General features: G+C 61.4%; 23 protein-coding genes. 6 read left to right on the forward strand and 17 right to left on the reverse strand.

Annotation, left to right across the window (positions count from 1 at the left end; genetic code table 11):
* Positions 1-3: 3 nt before the first annotated feature.
* The 4 genes from lpxK to LW136_RS14950 all read right to left on the reverse strand — a co-directional run bounded on the left by lpxK (position 4) and on the right by LW136_RS14950 (position 4,362).
* Positions 4-1,008 carry a tetraacyldisaccharide 4'-kinase gene (gene lpxK / locus LW136_RS14935; protein ID WP_041014487.1) on the reverse strand — a complete coding sequence of 335 codons (1,005 nt, stop codon included), beginning with the start codon at positions 1,006-1,008 and terminating at the stop codon, positions 4-6.
* Positions 1,008-1,436 (reverse strand): ExbD/TolR family protein, encoded by a 429-nt coding sequence (locus tag LW136_RS14940; protein WP_014820907.1) that lies wholly within the window; start codon positions 1,434-1,436, stop codon positions 1,008-1,010. Before LW136_RS14940 ends, lpxK begins: the two co-directional genes overlap by 1 nt.
* Positions 1,433-2,065 carry a MotA/TolQ/ExbB proton channel family protein gene (locus LW136_RS14945; RefSeq protein WP_234173170.1) on the reverse strand — a complete coding sequence of 211 codons (633 nt, stop codon included), beginning with the start codon at positions 2,063-2,065 and terminating at the stop codon, positions 1,433-1,435. The genes LW136_RS14940 and LW136_RS14945 overlap by 4 nt, the downstream gene beginning before the upstream one ends.
* Positions 2,066-2,136: 71 nt before the next feature.
* Positions 2,137-4,362, reverse strand: coding sequence for a DNA internalization-related competence protein ComEC/Rec2 (locus LW136_RS14950; RefSeq protein ID WP_031298329.1), 2,226 nt, complete (start codon positions 4,360-4,362; stop codon positions 2,137-2,139).
* Between the two features lie 150 nt (positions 4,363-4,512).
* On the opposite strand from LW136_RS14950, the gene LW136_RS14955 reads away from it, so the two are divergent.
* A complete protein-coding gene (locus LW136_RS14955) occupies positions 4,513-5,028 on the forward strand; it encodes a DUF2062 domain-containing protein (RefSeq protein ID WP_003299644.1) in 516 nt (171 codons plus the stop codon).
* A gap of 6 nt (positions 5,029-5,034) precedes the next feature.
* Here the strand turns inward: LW136_RS14955 and LW136_RS14960 are convergent, their stop codons facing one another.
* The 3 genes from LW136_RS14960 to LW136_RS14970 are packed head-to-tail and all read right to left on the reverse strand — an operon-like array spanning position 5,035 to position 8,232.
* Positions 5,035-6,279 carry a lipoprotein-releasing ABC transporter permease subunit gene (locus LW136_RS14960; RefSeq protein ID WP_041014588.1) on the reverse strand — a complete coding sequence of 415 codons (1,245 nt, stop codon included), beginning with the start codon at positions 6,277-6,279 and terminating at the stop codon, positions 5,035-5,037.
* Positions 6,279-6,977, reverse strand: coding sequence for a lipoprotein-releasing ABC transporter ATP-binding protein LolD (lolD, locus tag LW136_RS14965; RefSeq protein ID WP_041014488.1), 699 nt, complete (start codon positions 6,975-6,977; stop codon positions 6,279-6,281). Before lolD ends, LW136_RS14960 begins: the two co-directional genes overlap by 1 nt.
* A 7-nt stretch (positions 6,978-6,984) precedes the next feature.
* The gene (locus LW136_RS14970; protein WP_041014489.1) at positions 6,985-8,232 is read right to left on the reverse strand and encodes a lipoprotein-releasing ABC transporter permease subunit; all 1,248 of its coding nucleotides are present in this window, start codon (positions 8,230-8,232) and stop codon (positions 6,985-6,987) included.
* Positions 8,233-8,268: 36 nt separating this feature from the next.
* Here LW136_RS14970 and LW136_RS14975 point away from each other — a divergent pair, with 36 nt between their 5' ends.
* The 3 genes from LW136_RS14975 to LW136_RS14985 are packed head-to-tail and all read left to right on the forward strand — an operon-like array spanning position 8,269 to position 9,935.
* Positions 8,269-8,904 carry a PilZ domain-containing protein gene (locus LW136_RS14975; RefSeq protein WP_082041321.1) on the forward strand — a complete coding sequence of 212 codons (636 nt, stop codon included), beginning with the start codon at positions 8,269-8,271 and terminating at the stop codon, positions 8,902-8,904.
* A 3-nt stretch (positions 8,905-8,907) separates the two neighbouring features.
* Entirely contained in the window at positions 8,908-9,216 is a 309-nt protein-coding gene (locus LW136_RS14980; RefSeq protein WP_014820912.1) for a hypothetical protein, read from the forward strand.
* Positions 9,213-9,935 (forward strand): glycerophosphodiester phosphodiesterase, encoded by a 723-nt coding sequence (locus tag LW136_RS14985; RefSeq protein WP_041014490.1) that lies wholly within the window; start codon positions 9,213-9,215, stop codon positions 9,933-9,935. The genes LW136_RS14980 and LW136_RS14985 overlap by 4 nt, the downstream gene beginning before the upstream one ends.
* Positions 9,936-10,080: 145 nt before the next feature.
* On the opposite strand, the gene sthA is transcribed toward LW136_RS14985, so the two are convergent.
* The 10 genes from sthA to LW136_RS15035 all read right to left on the reverse strand — a co-directional run bounded on the left by sthA (position 10,081) and on the right by LW136_RS15035 (position 20,564).
* On the reverse strand, positions 10,081-11,475 hold the full coding sequence (sthA, locus tag LW136_RS14990) for a Si-specific NAD(P)(+) transhydrogenase (RefSeq protein ID WP_003299651.1): 1,395 nt from the start codon (positions 11,473-11,475) through the stop codon (positions 10,081-10,083).
* Between the two features lie 166 nt (positions 11,476-11,641).
* On the reverse strand, positions 11,642-11,869 hold the full coding sequence (nqrM, locus tag LW136_RS14995) for a (Na+)-NQR maturation NqrM (protein WP_003283705.1): 228 nt from the start codon (positions 11,867-11,869) through the stop codon (positions 11,642-11,644).
* Entirely contained in the window at positions 11,866-12,789 is a 924-nt protein-coding gene (locus LW136_RS15000) for an FAD:protein FMN transferase (protein WP_041014590.1), read from the reverse strand. The genes nqrM and LW136_RS15000 overlap by 4 nt, the downstream gene beginning before the upstream one ends.
* Before the next feature lie 130 nt (positions 12,790-12,919).
* Positions 12,920-14,146: an NADH:ubiquinone reductase (Na(+)-transporting) subunit F gene (gene nqrF, locus LW136_RS15005; protein ID WP_172602804.1), complete on the reverse strand. Its 1,227-nt coding sequence runs from the start codon at positions 14,144-14,146 to the stop codon at positions 12,920-12,922.
* 12 nt (positions 14,147-14,158) lie between these two features.
* Positions 14,159-14,767 (reverse strand): NADH:ubiquinone reductase (Na(+)-transporting) subunit E, encoded by a 609-nt coding sequence (nqrE, locus tag LW136_RS15010; RefSeq protein WP_003283709.1) that lies wholly within the window; start codon positions 14,765-14,767, stop codon positions 14,159-14,161.
* Entirely contained in the window at positions 14,767-15,441 is a 675-nt protein-coding gene (locus tag LW136_RS15015; protein WP_173425604.1) for an NADH:ubiquinone reductase (Na(+)-transporting) subunit D, read from the reverse strand. Before LW136_RS15015 ends, nqrE begins: the two co-directional genes overlap by 1 nt.
* Positions 15,438-16,232 carry a Na(+)-translocating NADH-quinone reductase subunit C gene (locus tag LW136_RS15020; protein ID WP_014820917.1) on the reverse strand — a complete coding sequence of 265 codons (795 nt, stop codon included), beginning with the start codon at positions 16,230-16,232 and terminating at the stop codon, positions 15,438-15,440. The genes LW136_RS15015 and LW136_RS15020 overlap by 4 nt, the downstream gene beginning before the upstream one ends.
* Complete coding sequence (locus tag LW136_RS15025; RefSeq protein WP_014820918.1) at positions 16,225-17,436, reverse strand: NADH:ubiquinone reductase (Na(+)-transporting) subunit B; 1,212 nt, start codon at positions 17,434-17,436, stop codon at positions 16,225-16,227. The genes LW136_RS15020 and LW136_RS15025 overlap by 8 nt, the downstream gene beginning before the upstream one ends.
* 3 nt (positions 17,437-17,439) lie before the next feature.
* Entirely contained in the window at positions 17,440-18,777 is a 1,338-nt protein-coding gene (locus tag LW136_RS15030) for a Na(+)-translocating NADH-quinone reductase subunit A (protein WP_003299658.1), read from the reverse strand.
* Positions 18,778-19,112: 335 nt separating this feature from the next.
* The gene (locus LW136_RS15035; RefSeq protein ID WP_014820920.1) at positions 19,113-20,564 is read right to left on the reverse strand and encodes a glyceraldehyde-3-phosphate dehydrogenase; all 1,452 of its coding nucleotides are present in this window, start codon (positions 20,562-20,564) and stop codon (positions 19,113-19,115) included.
* A 158-nt stretch (positions 20,565-20,722) separates the two neighbouring features.
* On the opposite strand from LW136_RS15035, the gene mfd reads away from it, so the two are divergent.
* Both mfd and LW136_RS15045 read left to right on the forward strand, forming a co-directional pair.
* Positions 20,723-24,169, forward strand: a complete 3,447-nt coding sequence (gene mfd / locus LW136_RS15040) for a transcription-repair coupling factor (RefSeq protein WP_014820921.1) — start codon at positions 20,723-20,725, stop codon at positions 24,167-24,169.
* Entirely contained in the window at positions 24,170-24,688 is a 519-nt protein-coding gene (locus tag LW136_RS15045; RefSeq protein WP_041014492.1) for a CsiV family protein, read from the forward strand.
* Positions 24,689-24,761 lie beyond the last annotated feature (73 nt).

Here is a 24,761-nt window from a genome sequence, read left to right on the forward strand (position 1 = left end):
GGCTTAAGAGTGATCGGGCAGCAATCGCGCCAACTGGCCGTCGAACCAGGTGACGAAAGCCGCAGAAGGTACGGCGTGCACCTGAAGATATGACCAACCCGGCGGTGCGAATGCCCGGCATTTCACCGCATCCTTCTCGGTCATCACCAACGGCAGGGCTGGGCTGAACTCCAGCTGCTCCTGGCTGTAGGCGGCGTGATCGGCGAAGGGGTGCGGAATCGGACGCCAGTGTAGCGTTTCGAGCGTGGTGAAGAAACGCTGCGGGTTGCCGATGCCAGCCACCGCGTGCAGCAGCTGGCCGGCGGGAAAGTGATCGAGAGGCCAGCGCTCGCCGGAGCACAGTTCGACCAGCGCGACCGGCTTGAGGCTGAACGCATAGCCGTCGGCGGTATCCGAATCGGTGCCGTTGACCAGCACAGCATCCACGCTATTCAGGCGTTCGGCCGGTTCGCGCAAGGGGCCAGCCGGCAGGCAGCGCCTGTTGCCCAGCCCGCGTGCCGCGTCGATCAGTACGAGTTCGAGGTCCCTGGCCAGCCGATAGTGCTGCAGGCCATCATCGGAAAGGATCAGGTCAAGCGATTCGGTCTCCAGCAGGCACCGTACCGCGCGTGATCGGTCGGGATCTATCATCAGCGGTACGCCGGTACGCTGCACGATCAACAGCGGCTCGTCGCCTGATTGCTCCGCCGAGTGTTCGGGTTGAACGCGCCAGGGCAGCGCCGACGGCTTGGCACCGTAGCCGCGGCTGACGACGCCGACGCGCAGCCCGCGGCTACGGCAATGCTCGATCAGCCAGAGAATCAGTGGAGTCTTGCCTGTTCCACCTACGGTGATGTTACCCACCACGATGACCGGCACTGGTGCGCGATAGGCAGCGCTTTCACCTTTGAGAAAGCGCCGTCGCTTTGCCTCGACCACGCGCCGATAGAGTAGCTCCAGCGGAGCCAGCACACATAGGGCCGGATGCCCCTGATACCAGGCGCGTTGCAGGCGATCGGCGAATGACATCAGGGAGAGGCCTGCGCCTCGACCGTGGTGATGCGCAGTTGGCCGAAGCCCAGCTTGCCGGCGGCATCCATCGCGGTGATCACCGCCTGATGCGGGGTCTTGCCATCGGCGCTGATGACCATCGGCAGCCGATTGTCGCCGCCTGATTCCTTGCTCAACGCCGCCATCAGCGAATTGAGGTCGCTCTTCAGTAGCGCTTTGCCGTTGAGCGAATAATTGCCTGCCACGTCGATCAGCACTTCCAGCTGGCGGACCTCGGCATCCTGCGGCGGTGTACCGCTGGCGGCTTCCGGAAGATCGACCTTGAGCTGCGTTTCACGGGTGAAGGTCGTGGTGACCACGAAGAACAACAGCAGAATGAAGACCACGTCGATCAGCGGTGCCAGCCCAATCTCCACGTTCTCCCGGGGTTTGCGACGGAATTTCACGCCTTGTCCTCACCGAGATCGACATCGCGGTCGCCCTGCACCACTTCCACCAGCTTGATCGCTTCCTGCTCCATGCCAACGACCAGCTCGTCGACGCGGCGTTGCAGAAAACGATGGAAGAACAGCGCTGGGATACCGACCATCAGGCCCGCCGCGGTGGTGATCAGCGCTTTGGCGATGCCGCCGGCGAGCAGGGGCGCATTGGCCATGCCCGAGTCCATGAAGGCACTGAAGATTTCGATCATGCCCAGCACCGTACCCAGCAGGCCGAGCAAGGGCGCGATGCCGGCAATGGTGCCCAGCGCGTTGAGGTAACGCTCGAGGTCGTGAACGACCCTGGCCGCGGCTTCCTCGATGCATTCCTTCATGATCTCGCGACCACGCTTGGAGTTGCTGAGGCCGGCGGCAAGAATCTCACCCAAAGGCGAATCCGCGCGCAGTTCCTTGAGCTTCTGGTTGCTGAGTTTCTTGTCCTTGATCCACTTCCACACCTGGCCAAGCAGATGCGGCGGCGTGACACGACTCGGGCGCAGCGTCCACAGGCGCTCAGCAACGATGCCGGCGGCGGCGATGGAACACATGATGATTGGCAGCATTATCCAGCCGCCTGCTTTGACCAGCTCCCACACGAGATGAATCCCCCTCGAAAAAGTGGCGCCACTCTAGCATAGGGTCGCGGGGTCGCCGACGGCCGCCGTTCTCATTTTTCCCGCCAAAACCGACGTTCCGCACGCTGTATCTCCGCCACCGAGAAATCGCCGAGATCGATGCGGATCGCGCCGTGCAAGGCGGTGTCGTAAACGTCGATTGCGGACGCTTCGAGGCGAGCGGTCACAGTCGGATGAGGATGACCGAAAGCGTTGTGCAGGCTGCGCGAGATCAGCGCGGCGCTCGGTTCCACCGCTCGCAGGAATGGCTCCGACGATGAGCTGCGGCTGCCGTGATGAGGCAATAGCAACCACTGCGCCTTTACATCCTGTCCGCTGAGCAGCAACGCCTGCTCCGCGGCCTGATCGATATCGCCGGTAAGCAGCACCCGTTCGCCATTGGCCTCGACCAGCAGAACGCATGACGTCTGATTGCTTTCCCGGGCCGCCTGCCATTGCCAGAGACTGAAACGCACGCCGTTCCACCGCCACTCGGCACCGTTTTCACAGGGCTTGGCATTCAGATCGGTCGCATGTCGTTGCGGCTCCCCACTGACGGTCCGCGCGACCGGAAGCAGTCGACGGATCGCCTGAGCGCCACCGGAATGATCGTTATCCGCATGGCTCAGCAGCAGTATGTCCAGCCTCTTCACGCCCAGGCTTCGCAGCGACGGGAACACGACACGCTCGCCGGTATCGAAATCACCCTGTCTCGGTCCCGCATCGTAGAGCAACGCGTGCTCCCGGGTCCGCACCAGTACCGAAAGCCCCTGCCCCACATCCAGCACCGAGACCTGCGCCCGTCCTTCGGCTACTTCGGAATACGGCGGATACACCAACGGCGCCAGGAGCACCAGTCCGAGCGCACGCACCGGCACACCTGACGGCAATAACATCAACAGCACACCCAGCCCAATCATCAGCAAGGCCCAGATGGGTATACCGACCGCCAGCCAGGCGGGTTGCCAGGTAGCCATGGCGGACAGCAGCTCCAACAGCAGCGCCAGCGAGGTGCCGACCAACCAGAGTAGCGTCTCGCCGATAGCGCCCAACGGCAGAAGCAACGTACCGAGCAGCGCGAAGGGAACGGTGAGGCTTACCCAGGGTACGGCAATCAGATTGGCCAAAGGCCCGCTGGCGCTGACCGGCAGTCCCAACGTCAGTAACAGAGGCAGCAGGCCGAGGGAAGCTGCCCATTGGGCGCGCGTCAGCGTCGCCCACCACTTCCATCGGCCGAGCCGACCGGAGAACGCCAGCGCGAGCACCGCAACGGCCCCGAATGAGAGCCAAAACCCCGGCTGCAACGAGACCAGGGGATCGACCAGCAGGACACCATTCAGCGCCAGCAACAGCGGCTGCCAGACACCCAGATGACGAAAGCGCAAGCGCCAGAGCAGGACCACGGCGACCATGAGACACGCACGACGCACCGGCACATCGAACCCCGCGAGCCATCCATAGGAAAGCGCACCAGCGAGAGCCAACGCGCATGCGCATGGAAGCCAGGGCCAACGGCTGGGCCAGAAGCCCCATCGAGCTGCTAGCGCAACCAGTCCGTATAGCAAGCCAGCCAGCATGCCGATGTGCTGTCCCGATATGACCATCAGGTGCACCGTGCCGGTGTCCTGCAACACCTGCCAATCCTCACGACTCAGGCCGGAGTCATCACCGACCACCAGTGCCGCGATCGCGCCTTGTCGACCGGACGCGGAGACCTCCATCAGACGGAGCCTCAAGCGGTCGCGCCAACTATTCACGGAGTGCGGCGCGAAGAGGCGCTCTCCCGCCTTGACCGAACCGGTCGCGCCAATGCGACGCGCCAGCAACCAGGCTTCGTAGTCGAACGCATGCGGATTGACCAGGCCACGCGGACGTTTCAGTCGAGCCGCAAGCCGCCAACGCTCGCCGGCCCGCACTTGCGGGCCGCCGTACCAGGACAGACGCACCTTCGATGGCAGCCCAGCATGCCTCGACTCGATATCCTCCAACTCGAAGCGCACGACATCGCCCGTGCTGGTGGGCAATCCACTGACCGTCCCCTGGATCCAGTATGTCCGGCCATCTTGCGAAACGGGCAGGCGATCATCAATGGCACTCTGGCACTGCCAGCATGCCCAGGCGAACCCGAGGAGAAGCAACCCAGACGACGCCCAGCGCCGACGCGAAAGCAGCAAGCCCCCCAGCACGCCAAGCACGCACAAGATCCAGACAGAGGGCAACGCCGGTAAGAAACGGGGCAAGACGAGGCCTGCCGCGAGCGCCAACATCCATGTGCGCATGCTTTTTCGACTCCTGGAATCCATTCCGGGACCGCTGTGGGCGGATGGTCAATTTGTCGCGGGCGTAGACCTAATGTCACAAAACTCCTGTCAGCGCCGCATCGCGATTCGAGGCATAATCGCCGGGCTGCAGCCTGCCAGAGAACCTTCATGCCGCGTCGCTTTTTCAAACGCTACATGCCGCACCCCGATCGCATCAAGACTAACAAGTCCCTGCGTTTTCTCGGCGCGCTGATTCACGATCCCAATCTCTGGCATCTCAATAGGCACTCGGTGGCGCGAGCCATGGCTATCGGCCTGTTTTGGGCGATGATTCCGATGCCCATGCAGATGCTCGCGGCGGCCGTCTGTGCGCTTCCCGCGAGAGCCAATCTGCCCATCGCGGTAGGTTTGGTCTGGCTGACCAACCCGCTGACCATGCCTCCGGTGTTCTATTGCAATTACAAGGTCGGAACCTGGCTGCTGGATACACCGGCCTCTGACATGCCGGCAGAATTGAGCCTGGCCTGGGTAAGTCACATGCTGCAGCACAACTGGCAGCCGCTGTATCTGGGCTCGCTGGTTTCGGGCGTCGTTTTCGCCATTCTCGGCTACGTTCTAACTCAGGCCTACTGGCGCTGGTGGGTCGGGCGCAGCTGGCGCCGGCGACAGAACGGCCGGCGCTAACGGCCATCACTCGTAGCGCAGTGCCTCGGCCGGCTGGGTCTGCGCGGCTCGCCATGCCGGATAGAGCGTAGCCAAGAAGCTCAAGGTCAGCGCCGCGACCGATACCAGCACCACGTCCTCCAGACGCAGCTCCGATGGCAGGGTGCTGATGAAGTAGACGTCGGAACTAAAGATATGCTGGCCTGACACTTTTTCCAGCCAGGCCACCAGAGCACTTACGTTCAGCGCACCGAGTACGCCCAGAATCACGCCTATCACGGTGCCACTGAAGCCAATGATGCTGCCCTGAACCATGAAGATCGCCATGATCTGCCGTGGAGTCGCGCCAAGCGTGCGCAGAATCGCGATATCGGCTCGCTTGTCGGCAACGACCATGATCAGCGTCGCAATGATATTGAAGGCAGCCACCGCAACGATCAGCATCAACAACAGGCCAATCATGGTCTTTTCCATCTTCATCGCGCTGAATAGGCTGCCCTGCGTATAAGACCAGTCCTCCACGCGGTAGCCATCACCGAGCATTTCAGCCACCTGCGCTGCCACTTCCGGCGCCCGATACAGGTCGCTCAGCTTGAGCCGCACGCCCTGCACCTGCTGCGGCGCCCAACGATGGATCTGCGCAGCATCGGCGCGGTGGATCATCCCCAGGCTGCCGTCCAGGTCGGCGCCCACCTTGAAAACGCCAACCACATTCAGCCGCTGCATGCGAGGCGTGACTCCACCGGGCGAGGAGCTCACTTCCGGCACGATCAGCGTCAACTTGTCGCCCAGCTTCAGACCGAAGCGCCGGGCGGTCATCAAGCCGATGATGACGCCGAACTCACCCGGTTTCAGCGCATCCAGACTGCCCCCGACGAGGCGATCACCGACGATGGAAACATCCGCCTCAGCCTGCGGATCGATACCGCTGATCTGAATCGGCTGCATGCTGCCCTTGAATGACAGCATGCCTTCGAGCTGGGTGACGGGTGCGCTGCCGACAATCTGAGGATGCGCCGACAGGCGCGACGCAACGGCCTGCCAGTCGTCCAATGGCTGATCACCGATGACGGTGGCGTGGGACACCATCCCGAGAATGCGCGAACTCATCTCGCGCTGAAATCCGTTCATCACGGACAGGACCATGATCATCGCCAACACGCCAAGTGCCAGGCCGATCAGCGAGGTCAGGGAGATGAACGAGATGAAATGGTTGCGCCGCTTGGCACGGGTGTAGCGGCTGCCGATAAAGACACTCAGAGGCCTGAACATCATTCGACCACCAGACGTCCGTCTTCCAACCGCAGAATCTGATCCATCTGCGCGGCAAGCTGACGGTCATGGGTAACCACCAGGAAGGCGGTCTGCAACGACTTGCTGAGCTCCAGCATGAGGTCCTGGATGCCTTGCGCCGTGTGATGGTCAAGGTTTCCGGTAGGTTCGTCGAGCAGTACCAGCGCCGGCTCGTTCACCAGCGCCCGTGCAATCGCCACACGCTGGCGTTCACCGCCCGAGAGCTCCGCCGGCTTGTGCTCTAGGCGATGCCCGAGTCCGACACGCGTCAACAGCGCAGCGGCCTTCTGCCGCGCTTCCGGGATCGGCGTCCGCCCGATCAGCAACGGCATGCAGACGTTCTCCAGTGCAGTGAATTCGGCGAGCAGGTGATGGAACTGGTAAACGAAGCCCAGCGCTCGGTTACGCAATAACCCGCGATCCTTTTCGTTGAGCGCCGAAAGCTCTTCACCGGCCAGCCAGACACTGCCCTCACTGGGCGTATCCAGCCCGCCAAGCAGGTTCAACAGGGTGCTCTTGCCCGAGCCGGAACTGCCGACGATGGCAACGCGCTGCCCCGGGAACAACTCGAGTTGCAGGCCGGACAGCACTTCCACCGACTCCGGACCCTGGTCGTAGCGTTTGCCAAGATTGCGGCAGCTCAGCACCGCGTGCTTTTGCGAAGAAAGCTCGTTCATAACCTGTTCACTCATAACGTAGCGCGTCTGCCGGCTGGGTGCGCGCAGCGCGCCAGGCCGGATACAGGGTCGCGAGGAAACTCAGGACCAGCGCAGCAACACAGACCTGGATGACGTCGGCCGCCATCAGCCGTGACGGCAGATAGTCGATGAAATAGACGTCGGCGCTGAGAAACTTGTGTCCGATCAGGCGTTCCAGGGCAGCGATCCAGCTGCTGACATTGACCGCCGTGAACATGCCCAGCAGCGCCCCGACCAAGGTGCCGACGACGCCGATCACCGTACCCTGGACCATGAATATCGCCATGATCTGTTTCGGCGTCGCGCCCAGCGTGCGAAGGATGGCGATATCGCCGCGCTTGTCGGTTACTACCATCACTAGCGTCGAAATGATGTTGAACGCCGCCACCGCCACGATCAGCAGCAGCAACAGTCCGATCATGGCCTTCTCCATGCGAATCGCCTGGTACAGGTTGCCATGGGTGCGGGTCCAGTCACGGGAATAGAAATCATCGCCGAGCTGGCCGGCCAGCTCCCAGGCAATGCGCGGCGCCTGGAACAGGTCGTCGAAACGCAGACGAACCCCCTGGACCTGGTCCGGCTTCCAGCGCTGCAGCCGTGCTATGTCAGCGATGTTCGCCAGCGCAACGTAGCCATCGATCTCGCCGGCTCCGACATGAAAGATTCCGGTCACGGTAAAACGCTTCATGCGCGGGAACATCCCAGCTGGAGTCACGATGACTTCGGGCGCCACGAAGGTGATCTTGTCCCCCACGCCGACACCGAGCTTGGTCGCAGCCTTGTCACCGATGACGATGCCGAACTCGCCTGCGGCGAGATCGTCCAGCGAACCTTCACGGAAAAACTGGTCGATGATCGAAACCCGCCGTTCGGCCTCGGGGTCCACGGCGTTGATCAGGATTTTGGTCACCTGCCCCTGATGGGTCAGCAACCCCTGGCTTTGAATGAAAGGTGCCGTCGCCGCGACCTGGGAGTGCCCTTCGAGGCGCTTCCCAAGTGTCTGCCAGTCGCCGATTGGCGTCGGGCTTTCGATCGTCGCATGGGGCACCATGCCCAACACGCGGGTACGCATCTCGTGATCAAAGCCGTTCATCACGGAAAGCACGACGATCATCACCAGCACACCCAGGGCGAGCCCGATCATGGATGTCAGGGAGATGAAGGAGACGAAGAGGCTACGACGTCTGGCGCGGGTGTAACGCGCGCCGATAAAGACGGACAGCGGTCTGAACATAAGATCGACGGGTTCGCTGGCGGGGGAAAAAACAACATGCAGCTGACGTCACCGCGGGGCCTGATACACTCTGGCCATTACTGCATCCCGGGTATCGCCATGCCGACACAAGACACTGAAGAACGCCGCGAATACTACCGTATCGAGGATCGTGTGGCACTGGAAATCATCCCGGCCGACCAAGGCCAGGAGGCCGACGCAGCGCCCCTACCGCCGCTTTTCAGCCTGCTCGGCGAGCTGCATCAGCTCGATTTCGAAGCGCAGCATTTGTTGCGGCAGATTGCCGAGAGCAATCGCACACTGGCCAACTACCTGAAGGTGCAGAACAAACGAATCGAACTTCTGGGCCAGGCACTGGCGCAGGATTTGCTGAAAGATCAGGGCGCACCGCAGCCGGTGATATTGTCCGAAGGCGGTATCAGCTTCGCCAGCGAGCAGCCCAAGGCTGAAAAAGAGGGGCTCACGCTGAAGCTGATTCTGCTGCCCCAGGGGCTTGGCCTTGTGCTGGCCGCGCGGGTCATCTACTGCACGCCGATGGATGACGGGCGTTACGATATCGGCACAGAGTTCGAAGCGTTGACTGATGCACAGCGACAGTTGCTCGCACGACATATCCTGCAGAAACAGGCGCTGGAGCGGCGCCTGGCCCTGGAAAGCCTGCAAGGAGATTGACCGATGCGCCGCCTGGCGACTCTGCTGCTCGTACTGACATTCAGTCCCCCCCTGTTCGCCGAAGACATTCGGATACCTGTTGGCCAACAAGGCCTGCCGGAAATGACCATGCCGACTCGTGGCGACTCGAAGAACCAGGTTCTGGACCGCTTCGGCCTGGCCGATGAAGAGCGACCCGCCGTCGGCCAGCCGCCGATCACCCGCTGGGATTACCGGGAGTTTTCCGTGTACTTCGAAGGCGACCGGGTGATCAACAGCGTGCGCCATCATCAACGCACCCCATCACCCCCTAAGGAAGACTTGCAACCGTGACACTCATCTACGGCCATCGCGGCGCCAAGGGCGAAGCGCCAGAAAACACCCTGGTGAGCTTCGAGCAATGCCTCCAGCACGGCGTGCGCCGCTGCGAGCTGGATCTGCATCTTTCCCGCGACGGCGAATTGATGGTCATCCACGACCCGACACTCAAGCGCACCACCGGTCGCCGGGGAAAAGTCCTGCAACATGATGCCGACGAGCTTGTGAACTACGACGCCCGGGAAGGCGGGCCTGGCTGGAAGACACCCAGCCCTATTCCGAGGCTGAGCGAGCTGTTCGAAAAATGCGATTTCGAGCACTGGCAGCTTGAGGTCAAGAGTGCTTCACGGGTGCGCGCCGCGCGTACGGTCATGGCGATCAAGGAGCTGGCCGAACAGCATCGGTTGCTCGATCGCATCACCGTCACGTCGAGTTCTCGTGAAGTCCTCCGCGCGCTGAACCGGCTGGCGCCGGAGATATCACGCGGGCTGGTAGCCGAGTACAACTGGCTAGACCCACTGAAGGTCGCCCGTCAATATGGCTGCAGCCTGCTGGCATTGAAGTGGACGCTGTGCACCCCGGAGCGCCTGGAAAAAGCGCGTAAACAGGGCCTGCATGTATCGGTGTGGACAGTCAATGAACCGGCCCTGATGCGCCGCTTGGCCGACTTCGGCGTCGACAGCCTGATCACCGACTACCCCGGCCTGGCTGTCAGTACGCTATCGCGATCCTGACAGCCAACACACCGCGGCACGATCCGGCAGCGCAGGCCGCTGCCGGACTCACCCTCACCTGATCAGAAGCTCTCCCGGTTAGGCCAATGCCAATCACGGGAGTCGCCGCCCTCTCCAGCCGCCTCAGGCCAGCGGCCGGAGCTGCTCAAAAAAGCCGGTTGAGCCCGTCGAACGCAGCGACGCGGTAGGCTTCGGCCATTGTCGGGTAGTTGAACGTGGTGTTGACGAAGTACTTGATGCTGTTCGCCGGCCCCTTCTGGTTCATGATCGCCTGGCCAATGTGCACGATCTCCGAAGCCTGATAACCGAAGCAGTGCACACCGAGCACTTCCAGCGTTTCGCGGTGGAAGAGAATCTTCAACATGCCCACTGGCTCGAACGAAATCTGCGCCCGCGCCATGCTTTTGAAGAACGCCTTACCGACTTCATAGGGAATCTTCGCCTGGGTCAGTTCGCGCTCATTCTTGCCGATCGAGCTGATCTCGGGAATGGTGTAGATACCGGTCGGTACGTCATCGACGAAACGCCAGGAGTCATTCTCGACGATGCTGCCCGCTGCCGAGCGGCCTTGGTCATAAGCGGCACTGGCCAGCGACGGCCACCCGATCACATCGCCGGCAGCGTAGATATTGCCGATCTCGGTGCGGTAGTGCTCATCAACCTGGACCTGACCACGACTGTTGGCCTTGAGCCCGATGTTCTCCAGCCCGAGCTTATCGGTATTGCCGGTACGTCCGTTGCTCCAGAGGAATGCGTCTGCCTTGATCTTCTTGCCCGACTTGAGATGCAGGATGACGCCGTTCTCCAGCCCCTCGACCCGCTCGTACTCTTCGTTGTGGCGAATCAGCACGTTGTTGTTGCGCAGGTGATAGCTGAGCGCATCGGAAATCTCGTCATCGAGGAAGCTGAGCAGCTGCTCGCGGTTGTCGATCAGGTCGACCAGCACGCCCAGACCGCTGAAGATCGATGCATATTCGCAACCGATGACGCCGGCCCCGTAGATGATCATCCGGCGCGGCGTGTGACTGAGAGTAAGAATGGTGTCGCTGTCGTAGATACGCGGGTGATTGAAGTCGATATCAGCCGGTCGATACGGGCGCGAGCCGGTGGCGATGACGAACTGGCTGGCAACCAGCTTTTCCACCATGCCATTGAGGCAGACCACTTCGACGCTCTGCTCATCGGAGAAGCTGGCAGTCCCGAAGAAGGTATCGATGCGGTTACGCGCGTAGTAACTCGTGCGGGAAGTGACCTGCTTGCTGATGACCTTCTCGGCACTCTTCAGCACGTCCGGAAAGGAGAACCAGCGTGGTTCGCCGATCTGGCGGAACAGCGGGTTGGTGTTGTACTGCATGATCTGCCGTACCGAATGGCGCAAGGCCTTGGACGGGATGGTGCCCAGGTGTGTGCAGTTGCCCCCAACCAGCGGACGGTTATCTACCACGGCGACCTTGCGTCCCGCCTTGACGGCATTTATTGCCGCGCCCTCCCCGGCCGGACCGGAACCCAATACCACCAAATCGTAGTTATAGACCGCCATATACACTCCTGAAAACGCAGCGGGAGACGCCGCTGCTGTCAACGAATTCGCCGATGTCCAAAGACGCAAACCAGCCACTTCTTTCAAGCTCTGCGCGCGCAGTGCCCGTCCGCGAGCCCGGCCAGGCAAGTCCGCTCAGGGCTGCCTGGACGCGCAAAGGTTCACATCAACGCTTGGTGGCGTCGTAGGCGAGATCGGCGTTACCCGCGTTCTTCGCCTCGTTCACTTCTTCGCACTTCTCGCGGCTACCGCCACAGATGGAGCACTCCTTCTCAATGCCCAGATTGGCGATACCCCCGCAGGAACCCGCGATGGGCTTGCGGCCCATGATCACGCCGATGGCCATGCCGAATACCACAAGCAGCATCACCAGAAAAACCAGTAACCAAGTCATTGCTCTACTCCCGCACCGAACAGCTCGTCAAAAGCCTTGGTGCTCGTTGTTACGAAGCCTTGCCCCTCGCGCACGACGAAGAACGCGGCGATCGCATTACGCTCTGCCAGTGCCAGCCCCCGCTCGGGCCCCAGCACCATCAGCGCGGTAGACAACCCGTCAGCACGCAAAGTCGATTTATCGATGACCGTCACCGCAGCGAGGTGATGCTCGATCGGTCTGCCGCTTTGCGGGTCCAGGGTATGTGAATAACGCCGGCCGTCCTGCTCGAAATAGTTTCGATAGTCGCCGGAGGTGGATACGCCCAGACCATCGAGTTCGACGATCTTCTGCGCAACCCGCTGGTCATCCCTGGGCGCTTCAATGGCTATGCGCCACGGTGAATCATCGGGCTTGCGGCCCTCAGCCTTGAGCTCGCCAGTGATCTCAACGAGGTAACTCTCTACGCCGAGCGCCTTCAAACGATCGACAACGCGATCAACCGCATAACCGGCAGCAATACTGTTGAAGTCCAGCTGCAGCGCCACCGTCTTGCACAACTGATCGCCATCGATACGTAAATGCCGATGGCCGGTCAACGCCCGCGCCGCCTCGATATCCGCCGCGGATGGAACCTGTTCGGCACGACCTTGCGGACCGAAGCCCCAAAGGTTCAGCAATGGCTCGAGTGTAAGATCGAACGCGCCATCGCTGTCGGCCGATAGCTGATCGCCCGCTGCGACCAATTCGCGCACCGTATCCGGCATCGGCTCGCAGCTTCCGGCGGGCAGCGCATTGAAGCGCTCGACATCGGAATCGCTTCGGTAGGTGGACAGCTGTTTGTCGATATCGCCGAGAATGGCCTCGACTTCACCGTGCAGCTCCTCCCTGGACGGGACGTCGCCGCTGCTTACGTACTTGACGGTATAGGTACTGCCCATCGTTGGGCCGCTGATGACCTCGACCCTGTCCTGAAACAGACAGCCCGTCAGGGCTGCCGCGAGAGCGACAGCGATGACGGGCCGGAGGTACACGACAGCATGGAGAGCCTGCAGTGACGCTCGGGTCATGCTAGCCGCCGAAGTCGTCGAGCAGAATATTCTCCGGCTCGACGCCGAGGTCGGTGAGCATCTTAATCACCGATGCGTTCATCATGGGCGGGCCGCACATGTAGAACTCGCAATCTTCCGGAGCCGGATGATCCTTCAGATAGTTCTCGTACAGCACGTTGTGGATAAAGCCGGTCGGGCCATCCCAGTTATCTTCCGGCAGCGGATCGGACAGGGCCAGATGCCATTGGAAGTTCGGATTCTCCGCCTGCAACTGGTCGTACTCTTCCACGTAGAAGGCCTCGCGCATGGAGCGCGCGCCATACCAGAAGCTCATCTTGCGCTTGGACTTCAGGCGCTTGAGCTGGTCGAAGATGTGCGAGCGCATCGGTGCCATCCCCGCACCACCACCGATGAAGACCATCTCGGCGTCGGTGTCCTTGGCGAAGAACTCGCCGAACGGTCCGTAAACGGTGATCTTGTCGCCCGGCTTCAGGCTGAAGACATAGGATGACATCTTGCCCGGCGGAATATCGTCACGGCCTGGCGGCGGTGAGGCGATACGGATGTTGAACTTCACCAGGCCACGCTCTTCCGGATAGTTGGCCATGGAGTAGGCGCGAATAACGGTCTCGTCGCACTTCGACACGTACTTCCACTGGTCGAACTTGTCCCAGTCGCCGCGATACTCTTCCTGAATGTCGAAGTCCCGGTAACGCACTTCATGCGGCGGGCACTCGAGCTGCACATAACCACCAGCGCGGAAGTCGACGTTCTCGCCTTCCGGCAGCTTGAGTGTCAGTTCCTTGATGAAGGTCGCGACGTTGGGGTTGGACTCGACGGTGCATTCCCACTTCTTCACGCCGAAGACTTCTTCCGGCACTTCGATCTTCATGTCCGCCTTGACCGGAGTCTGGCAGGACAGGCGCCAGCCCTCGCCCGCCTCACGACGGGTGAAGTGCGACTCCTCGGTAGGCAGCATCTCGCCACCACCGCTCTCGACGATGCACTTGCACTGCGCGCAGGTACCGCCGCCACCACAGGCTGACGAGAGGAAGATGTTGTTGGCGGCCAGGGTCTGCAGCAACTTGCCACCGGCGGGCACGGTAATCGTACGCTCACCGTTGATTTCGATTGACACGTCACCGCTGGATACCAGCTTGGCGCGTGCAGCCAGGATGATCACCACCAGCGCAAGCACGATGGCGGTGAACATACCGATGGCGAGGAAAATTTCGTAACTCATCAGTTCGTTCCGTCCTTACAGCTGTACGCCAGAGAAAGACATGAAGCCCAGCGACATCAGTCCGATGGTGATGAAGGTGATACCCAACCCCTGCAACCCATCCGGAACATCGCTGTATTTCAGTTTCTCGCGAATACCGGCCAGCAAAGCAATGGCCAGCGCCCAGGATGCGCCGGAGCCGAACCCGTAGACGACACTCTCGCCCAGGTTGTAATCACGCTCGACCATGAACAAAGTGCCGCCCATGATGGCGCAGTTCACGGTGATCAGCGGCAGGAATACGCCCAGTGCGTTGTAGAGGCTAGGTACGTACTTATCCAGCAGCATTTCCAAGATTTGCACAATGGCCGCGATCACGCCGATATAGCTGAGCAGACCGAGAAAGCTCAGGTCCACATCTGGCAATCCTGCCCAGGACAACGCACCGGCTTTCAGCAGGTAGGTGTAGATCAGGTTGTTGGCAGGCACGGTAATGGCCTGTACCACGATGACCGCGATACCCAGGCCGATTGCGGTTTCCACCTTTTTGGAAATCGCGATGAAGGTACACATGCCGAGGAAGAACGCCAGCGCCATGTTCTCGATGAACACCGCACGGACGAACAGGCTGATGTAATGCTCCATTAGTAAGCCTCCTTGTTCGAGACTTGCGGCGCCATCTTGAAGGCAGGCTTCTCGACCTGCTCCTTCTTCCAGGTGCGAATGCCCCAGATGAACAGGCCGATCAGGAAGAACGCCGAAGGTGGCAGCAGCAGCAAGCCGTTGGGCTGATACCAACCACCGTCGTTCACAACTGGAATAATGGTGTAACCCATCAGCTTGCCAGCTCCGAACAGTTCGCGAACGATGCCGAGCGCAATGAGCATGGCGCTGTAGCCCAGACCGTTGCCGATACCGTCGAAGAACGACAGCATTGGCGGGTTCTGCATGGCGAAGGCTTCCGCACGCCCCATCACGATACAGTTGGTGATGATCAGACCGACGAACACCGACAACTGCTTGGACAACGAGAAGGCATAGGCCTTGAGGATCTGATCAACCACGATCACCAGCGAGGCGATGATCACCATCTGCACGATCATGCGGATCGAGTTGGGGATCTGACTGCGGATCATCGAGATGAACAGGTTGGAGAACGCCGTGACCAGCGTCAGCGCCACTGACATCACCAGCGCCGTGTTCAGGTTGGACGTGACCGCCAGCGCCGAGCAGATTCCGAGAATCTGCAGGCCAATGGGGTTGTTATTGAAGATCGGATTGAGCAGAACTTCTTTGACAGTGGGTTGCGACATGATCAAGCCTCCCCAGCGCGCAGATTAGCGATAAATGGACCGAAGCCGTTCTCGCCCAACCAGAAGTGCAACAGCGAATTGACACCGTTGCTGGTCAGGGTCGCACCGGCCAGGGCATCGACCTGGTGGTCGGCTTTCGGGCTCTGAGGGTCGACACCGCCCTTGACGATCTGCACCGCCAGTTTGCCGTTGTCGTCGTACAGTTCCTTGCCGGGCCACATGCCGCGCCACTTCGGATTGTCGACCTCACCGCCAAGGCCCGGGGTTTCACCGTGCTGGTAGAAGCCGAAGCCGGCAACGGTATTCAGGTCACCCTCGACTGCCATGAAGCCATAGAGCGTCGACCAGAGACCGTAGCCACGAACCGGCAGGATCAGCGTATCGATCTCGCCCTCGCCCTGCCCTTCGACGATATAAACGGTGCTGTAACGCTCGCGACGCTTGATCGAGGCAATATCCTGCTCCCCAGGCAGCGCCTGGGACAGCGCAGGGTCCTTGGCAGCGGCGAGCGGATCGAAGGTCTTGGCTTCGAATTCATCGCTGAACTTGCCGGTTTCCAGATCGACCAGACGGGCGACGATGCGCTCGTTGAACAACTGCTTGACCTGATTACCGGACATGCCCGCCTCGCCCAGACCGGCGATCGCCAGGATGCTGCGCTGCTTGTCCAGCAGACGGTTTTCCTGCTGAGTCGGGCGAAGCGCCACGGCGGCGCCAGCCACGAAGATGGAGCACACCAGGCAGACCAACAGGGCTACCGTCAGCGTGCGAACGGTGGATTCTTTCTGACTAGACATTACGTGCCAGCCTCCGCTTGATATTGGCCTGAATGACGAAATGGTCAATCAGCGGCGCACACAGGTTGGCGAACAGGATCGCCAGCATCATGCCTTCCGGGAAGGCGGGGTTGACCACACGGATCAGCACGACCATCACACCGATCAGGATGCCGAACACCCACTTGCCGGTATTGGTCATGGAGGCCGACACCGGGTCGGTCGCCATGAAGATCATGCCGAAGGCGAAGCCACCGACGACCATGTGCCAGTACCAGGGCATAGCGAACAGCGGGTTGGTGTCGGAACCGATCAGGTTGAACAGGAAGCTCAGACCGATCATGCCGAGCATCACACCGGAAACGATGCGCCAGGAGGCAATCTTGCTACCGATCAGGATCACGCCGCCGATGAAGATTGCCAGCGTGCTGGTTTCACCGATCGAGCCATGAATGGTACCGACGAAGGCGTCCATCCAGGTGATGCCGTTGTCGATCACGTTTTCGATACCGCCGACGAAGCCGAGGCTCAGCGCAGTTGCGCCGGCATAGCCATCGACCGCAGTCCAGACGCCGTCACCGGACATCTGTGCCGGGTAGGCGAAGAACAGGAACGCCCGCGCAGTAAGCGCCGGGTTCAGGAAGTTCTTGCCGGTCCCACCGAAGATTTCCTTGCCGATTACCACGCCGAAGCTGATACCCAGCGCGACCTGCCACAGCGGAATGCTCGGCGGCAGGATCAGGGCAAACAGCACGGACGTAACGAAGAAGCCCTCGTTGACCTCGTGCTTGCGGATCGAAGCGAACAGCACTTCCCAGAACCCACCGACGATGAAGGTCACCGCGTAGATCGGAAGGAAGTAGGCTGCGCCCTGGATGAAGTTATCCCAGAGACTGTTCGGATCGAAGCCCGCCAGTGCGCCGATCAGACCGAAGCGCCAGCCTTCCTGAGCTGCGAGCAGATCAGGGCTCTGCGCGAAGATCAGGTTGGCTTGGTAGCCGGTGTTCCACATCCCGAAGAACATCGCCGGGAAGGTACACATCCAGACGGTGATCATCATGCGCTTGAGGTCGATGCCGTCGCGTACGTGGGCCGTGGTCTTGGTGACGCTGCCGGGACGATAGAGGAAAGTGTCGGCCGCTTCGTAAAGCGCGTACCACTTCTCGTACTTGCCGCCTTTTTCGAAATGATGCTCGATCTTGTCGAGGAATGCGCGAATGCCCATGCCTTAACCCTCCTTCTCGATGCGGGTCAGATTGTCCCGCAGGATCGGGCCGTATTCGTATTTCCCGGCACAGACATAGCTGCACAGCGCCAGATCTTCTTCATCCAGCTCCAGGCAACCGAGTTTCTGCGCCACTTCGGTGTCACCCACGATCAGTGCACGCAGCAACTGGGTCGGCAGGACGTCCAGCGGCATGACCTCTTCGTAGTTACCTACCGGCACCATCGCCCGTGGGCTGCCGTTGGTGGAGGTAGAGAAGGCGAACTTCTTGCCGGCCATCAGCTTGGAGATATAGATATTGAGAATCGAATGCTTGTCGACGCCCGGGCGCATGTAATGGAGCATCTCGCGCTCCTTGCCCTCACGCAGGCAGGAAACCTGCTGGTGGTAGCGACCAAGGTAGGCGAACGCACCATGGGCGGTACGACCACCCAGCAGCGAGCCGGAAACGACGCGATTGGCTCCGGGTTGCAGCTCACCGGCGGTCAGTTCGTCGAGGTTGGCACCGAGACGGGCACGTACCAGACGTGGCTGCTCGACCACCGGGCCGGCCAGGGCGACAACGCGCTCCACCGACAAACGCCCACTGGTGAACAGCTTGCCCACGGCAATCACGTCCTGATAACCGATGGTCCAGACGCTTTTGCTGGCGCTTACCGGGTCGAGGAAATGGATGTGGGTACCAGCCAGCCCGGCAGGATGCGGACCGTTGAAGCTTTCGACCTGAACCTTGGCCAGGGACTCGCCTGGCAACGAGGCATTTGGCGCCTTGCACAGGAACACCTTGGCCAGATTAGTCAGGACCTTGAGTCCGGCTTCAAAGGCTTCAGGCTGTTCAGCGATGATGATCGCCGGATCGGCTGCCAGCGGATGCGTGTCGATCGCGGTCACGAAAATCGAGGCAGGCGTGGCATCGACGGCCGGCACCTTGCTGAACGGCCGCGTGCGCAGCGCGGTCCACAGGCCTGACTGCTGCAGGTTTTCACGCACCTGTTCGCCGCTCAGACCATCCAGCTGGGCTGGCGAATAGCTCGTGAAGGTGACCTCTTCATCGCCCTCGAGGTCGATGACCACCGATTGCAGCACGCGCTTTTCGCCGCGGTGAACTGCACTGACGACACCGGCGCCGGGCGCGGTGTAATGCACGCCTTCGGACTTCTTGTCGGAAAAAAGGATCTGCCCCAGCTTAACCCGATCACCGACCTGAACAGCCATGGTTGGCTTCATGGTCGGATAGTCGAAGCCGACGACGGCGACGCTGCGCACGGGCCTGCCGGCCTCGATACGCTGCGCCGGCGCACCGGCTATGGGCAAATCAAGCCCTCGTTTTATATTGATCATCGGTTTGCCTAACCACTGATTTTAGAAAGCTTTTTTTGCAGGCCCAGCGGCATGGCGCAAAGTAGGATTGCGCCGCGCGCGCCAATACGTTACTGACGCGACACCATGTCGCGGACCCAGGTAAAAAATCCGCCCGATTATAGAGGTCGCGGACCTTGACTGACCACCCAAGCATTGCGGATTTTTGACTCGAAACAAGAGAAGCAAAATTAGCGGTGCACGAAATCGAGCCGACCGCTCGGCCGCTCAACCCCGGCAGCTCGCGCTATTACTTACCGCCCAGAAACGCGAAACGGGAGCCTCGGCTCCCGTTTCGATTTCACCGTCCGCAGCGTTTAGCGCGGGAAGGCTGGCGGGTTAACCCCTGCCATGTCTTCCATCACCCGCACGACCTGACAGCTGTAGCCGAACTCGTTGTCGTACCAGACGTAAAGCACGACACGGTTGTCGTTGCAAATGGTCGCTTCGGCATCCACCACGCCGGCATGGCGCGATCCGACGAAATCAGTGGATACAACTTCCTGCGAGTTGACGAAGTCGATCTGTTTCTGCAGATCCGAGTGCATGGCCATCTGGCGCAGGTACTCGTTGATCTCTTCGCGACTGGTGGCCTTCTCCAGGTTCAGGTTGAGAATTGCCATGGACACGTTCGGCGTCGGGACGCGGATCGCGTTGCCAGTCAGCTTGCCTTTGAGCACCGGCAGCGCCTTGGCTGCAGCGGTGGCGGCACCCGTTTCGGTGATCACCATGTTCAGCGCAGCGCTGCGACCACGACGACTGCCCTTGTGGAAGTTGTCGATCAGGTTCTGGTCGTTGGTGTACGAATGCACCGTTTCCACGTGACCGTTGACGATGCCGTACTGATCGTTCACCGCCTTGAGCACCGGCACGATGGCGTTGGTGGTGCAGGATGCGGCGGAGATGATCTTGTCATCGGCGGTGATGTCGCCATGGTTGATGCCATGCACGATGTTCTTCAGCTCACCCTTGCCCGGCGCGGTCAATACGACGCGAGCAACACCCGGGCACTTGAGGTGCTGACCCAGGCCTTCGGCGTCACGCCACTTGCCAGTGTTGTCGACCAGCAGCGCGTTCTCGATGCCGTACTGGGTGTAATCCACCGAGGACGGATCGTTGGAGTAGATCACCTGAATCAGGTTGCCGTTGGCGGTGATGGTGCTGTTCTCTTCGTCGATGGTGATGGTGCCATCGAAAGGACCATGCACCGAGTCGCGACGCAGCAGGCTGGCACGCTTGACCAGATCGTTGTCCGCGCCCTTGCGCACGACGATGGCGCGCAGGCGCAGGCCGTCGCCACCACCGGTTTTCTCGATCAGGATACGCGCCAGCAGACGGCCGATACGGCCGAAACCGTAGAGAACCACGTCAGTGCCTTTGTGACCAGCTGCGGCGTGACGCTTGTCGGCCACCTCAGCCAGCTCTTCACGGACGAACTGCTCGAGATTGCGACCGTTGCCCGCTTCCTTGTACTTGGCGACCAGCTTGCCCAGGTCCACCGAAGCGGCGCCCAGGTTCATTTCGCTCATCGTCTTGAGGATCTGGAAGGTGTCGTGCACCGACAGCTCGGTTTCGTCGGCGATGCGGTGACGGGCGAAACGGTGTGCCTTGAGGATGGCGATCACCGAACGATTGATCAGGCCACGGCCGTAGATCGAAGTCACCACGTTGTTGTTGCGATACAGCTGACCAATCAGCGGAATCATCGCTTCGGCGAGCGCTTCGCGGTCAATCCATTCACCAAGACACTGGTCGGGCTTCTGAGTCACGGGCAGTTCCTTCCAACATGTAGGGGCTGAGAAAAGGGGCTACATTATGACGGCGCACCCTAGCGCCGGCAATCTGCAGCGGACGAAACACTGACAGCCAAGCGCCTCGATAGTTACAATCCCGGCGGCCTATTTTTTGATCGGAGCCACGCCCACTCGTGTCCGTCTTGCGCCTTCCCCCTCTGCCTGCCGCCAGCGGCAAGCAACATTGGGGCAATCTTCCAGGAGCTGCGCTAAGCCTGGCGATTGCCGAAGCAGCCAGCAACGCCAAACGCTTCACGCTCCTGCTCACTGCCGACAGCCAAAGCGCCGAGCGCCTGCAGGAAGAACTCGCCTTCTTCGCGCCACAGCTGGCGGTATTGCATTTTCCTGACTGGGAAACGCTGCCCTACGACATCTTCTCGCCGCACCAGGACATCGTCTCCCAGCGCATTGCCGCCCTCTACCAGCTACCGGAGCTGAGCCACGGCGTGCTGGTAGTGCCTATCACCACCGCCCTACACAGGCTGGCGCCAAAGCGCTTCCTGCTGGGTTCGAGCCTGGTGCTGGACGTCGGGCAGAAGCTGGATGTGGAGCAGATGCGCCTGCGCCTGGAAGCAGCCGGCTATCGCTGCGTGGATACCGTGTACGAGCACGGCGAGTTCGCCGTGCGCGGCGCGTTGATCGACCTGTTCCCCATGGGCAGCCCCCTGCCCTACCGCATCGACCTGTTCGATGACGAGATAGAGACGCTGCGCACCTTCGATCCGGAGAACCAGCGCTCGATCGACAAGGTCGAGTCGATCCGCCTGTTGCCAGCACGCGAGTTCCCCCTGAAGAAGGAGGCAGTCACCGGCTTCCGCGCGCGTTTTCGCGAGCGTTTCGACGTCGACTTCCGCCGCTGCCCGATCTACCAGGATCTCTCCACCGGTATCACCCCGGCGGGCATCGAGTACTACCTGCCGCTGTTCTATGAAGAAACCGCGACGTTGTTCGATTACCTGCCCGAAGACAGCCAGGTGTTCTCCCTGCCCGGCATCGAGCAGGCCGCCGAGCAGTTCTGGAGCGACGTTCGCAATCGCTACGAAGAACGCCGCGTCGACCCCGAGCGACCGCTGCTGCCGCCGGCCGAACTGTTCATGCCGGTGGAAGACTGCTTCGCTCGGCTCAAGCTCTGGCCGCGTGTGGTCGCCAGCCAACAGGATGTCGAGCCTGGCATCGGCCGCGAACGCTTCACCGCGCAGGCCCTGCCGGAACTGGCAATCGAGGCCAAGGCGAGCGAACCGCTGGGCAAGCTGCGACGCTTCCTCGACGAATATGCCGGGCGTGTGCTGTTTACTGCCGAATCAGCCGGCCGCCGCGAAGTATTGCTGGAGCTGCTCGCCCGTCTGAAGCTGCGCCCGCAAGAAGTCGAAGGCTGGGAGGAATTCCTCGCCAGCCAGGAGCGTCTGGCGATCACCATCGCCCCGCTCGACGAAGGCCTGCAACTGGACGACGTCGCACTGGTCGCGGAAAGCCCGCTGTTCGGTCAGCGCGTCATGCAGCGCCGGCGACGCGAGAAGAGCCGCGACGGCGGCGAGAACGTCATCAAGAACCTCACAGAGCTGCGCGAAGGCTCGCCGGTGGTGCACATCGATCACGGTGTCGGTCGCTACCAGGGCCTGGTCACTCTGGAGATCGAAGGCCAGGCGCAGGAATTCCTGCTGCTGCAGTACGCCGAGGACGCCAAGCTCTACGTACCGGTCGCCAGCCTGCACCTGATCGCCCGCTATACAGGCAGCGACGACGCGCTCGCGCCACTGCACCGGCTCGGCTCGGAGACCTGGCAGAAAGCCAAGCGTAAGGCGGCCGAGCAGGTCCGCGATGTCGCGGCCGAGCTGCTGGATATTTACGCCCGCCGCGCCGCACGCGAGGGTTATGCCTTCAAGGACCCGCAGGTCGACTACGAAACGTTCGCCGCAGGCTTTCCGTTCGAAGAAACGCCCGATCAGCAGGCCGCCATCGACGCGGTACGCGAGGACCTGCTGTCGGCCAAGCCGATGGATCGACTGGTCTGTGGTGACGTCGGCTTTGGCAAGACCGAGGTGGCCATGCGCGCCGCCTTCATCGCCGTCCATGGCGGCCGGCAGGTTGGCGTACTGGTGCCGACCACCCTGCTCGCTCAGCAGCACTACAACAGCTTCCGCGACCGCTTCGCCGACTGGCCGGTGCGGGTCGAGGTGATGAGCCGCTTCAAGTCCGCCAAGGAAGTGCAGAACGCTATCGCCGAGCTTGCCGAGGGCAAGATTGACATTCTCATCGGCACCCACAAGCTGCTGCAGGATGACGTCAAGTTCAGCAACCTGGGCCTGGTCATCATCGATGAGGAGCACCGCTTCGGCGTACGCCAGAAGGAACAGCTCAAGGCGCTGCGCAGCGAGGTGGACATTCTCACGCTGACCGCCACGCCGATTCCACGCACGCTGAACATGTCCATCGCCGGCATGCGCGACCTGTCGATCATCGCCACGCCGCCGGCGCGCCGGCTGTCGGTTCGCACCTTCGTCATGGAACAGCAGAACACCGTGATCAAGGAGGCGCTGCTGCGCGAGCTGTTGCGCGGCGGCCAGGTCTATTACCTGCACAACGATGTGAAGACCATCGAGAAATGCGCCGCCGACCTGCAGGCACTGGTGCCGGAGGCACGCGTCGCGATCGGCCACGGGCAAATGCGCGAGCGTGACCTTGAACAGGTCATGAGCGACTTCTACCACAAGAGGTTCAACGTGCTGGTGGCCTCGACCATCATCGAGACCGGCATCGACGTGCCCAGCGCCAACACCATCATCATCGAACGCGCCGACAAGTTCGGCCTGGCGCAGCTGCACCAGCTGCGTGGCCGGGTAGGCCGCAGCCATCACCAGGCCTATGCCTATCTGCTGACCCCGACCCGCAAGGCAATGACCGATGACGCGCAGAAGCGCCTGGAGGCCATCGCCAATGCCCAGGACCTCGGTGCAGGCTTTGTCCTCGCCACCCACGACCTGGAAATCCGCGGCGCCGGCGAGCTGCTCGGCGAGGGCCAGAGCGGGCAGATCCAGGCGGTTGGCTTCACCCTTTATATGGAAATGCTCGAGCGCGCGGTCAAGGCGATCCGCAAGGGCGAGCAGCCGAATCTGGAGCAGCCGCTCGGCGGCGGGCCGGAAATCAACCTGCGCCTGGCAGCCCTGATCCCGGAAGACTACCTGCCGGATGTGCATGCCCGCCTGATCCTCTACAAGCGCATTGCCAATGCGGCCGACGAAGACGGGCTGAAAGAACTGCAGGTGGAGATGATCGACCGCTTCGGCCTGCTACCGGAACCGACGAAGAACCTGGTGCGCCTGACACTGCTCAAGCTGCAGGCGGAAAAGCTCGGCATTACCAAGATCGACGCAGGCCCGCAGGGTGGGCGCATCGAGTTCTCGGCCGACACCTCGGTCGACCCGATGGTGCTGATCAAGCTGATCCAGAGCCAGCCGAATCGCTACAAGTTCGAAGGCGCCACGCTGTTCAAATTCCAGGTGCCGATGGAACGCCCGGAGGAACGCTTCAATACGCTGGAAGCGCTGCTCGAGCGGCTGGCGCCCAATGAGCAAGGATCGTAGATGCCACTTCGCTATCTGGTCTTGCTGCTGACGCTGCTGGCGCCTCAGGCTCACGCCGAGGCGCTATATCGCGTCGAGCTGATCCTGTTTCGCCACGCCCCGCCACTGGAAGCCAGCCAGCACGCGCCCTACGACTGGGCCGATAGTGCGCAGATGCTGGACAGGCGCGCCGAACGCCAGCCGGCCCTCGAGCATGTCGCCGCCAGGCTTACGCCGGACCAGGGCTACCAGGTACTGATGCAACGCGCCTGGCAGCAAGCAGTCAGCGAAGATGCGCCGACCATTGCACTGCACCAGGGGCAACGCCATTTCGAGCACTACCCGATTCAGGGTCTGCTGAGGGTCAGACCCGGGCGCTATATGCAGACCGACATGACCTTCTGGGTGAACCGCTTCGGCGAGTACGGCCAACTGCTCACCAGCGAGCGCCTGACGCAGCGGGTTCGCCTGATCCCTGGCCGGCTGACCTACATCGACCATGACAGCCTCGGGCTGCTGATCGAAATGAAGCCACTATGAGCACTTCGCACCGATATCCGGTCCACAGTCGGCTGACCTGCCTTGCCGCATTCCGACACAGAGGGCCTGGCAG

Source organism: Stutzerimonas kunmingensis (assembly GCF_021432085.1).
Taxonomy (GTDB): Bacteria; Pseudomonadota; Gammaproteobacteria; order Pseudomonadales; family Pseudomonadaceae; genus Stutzerimonas.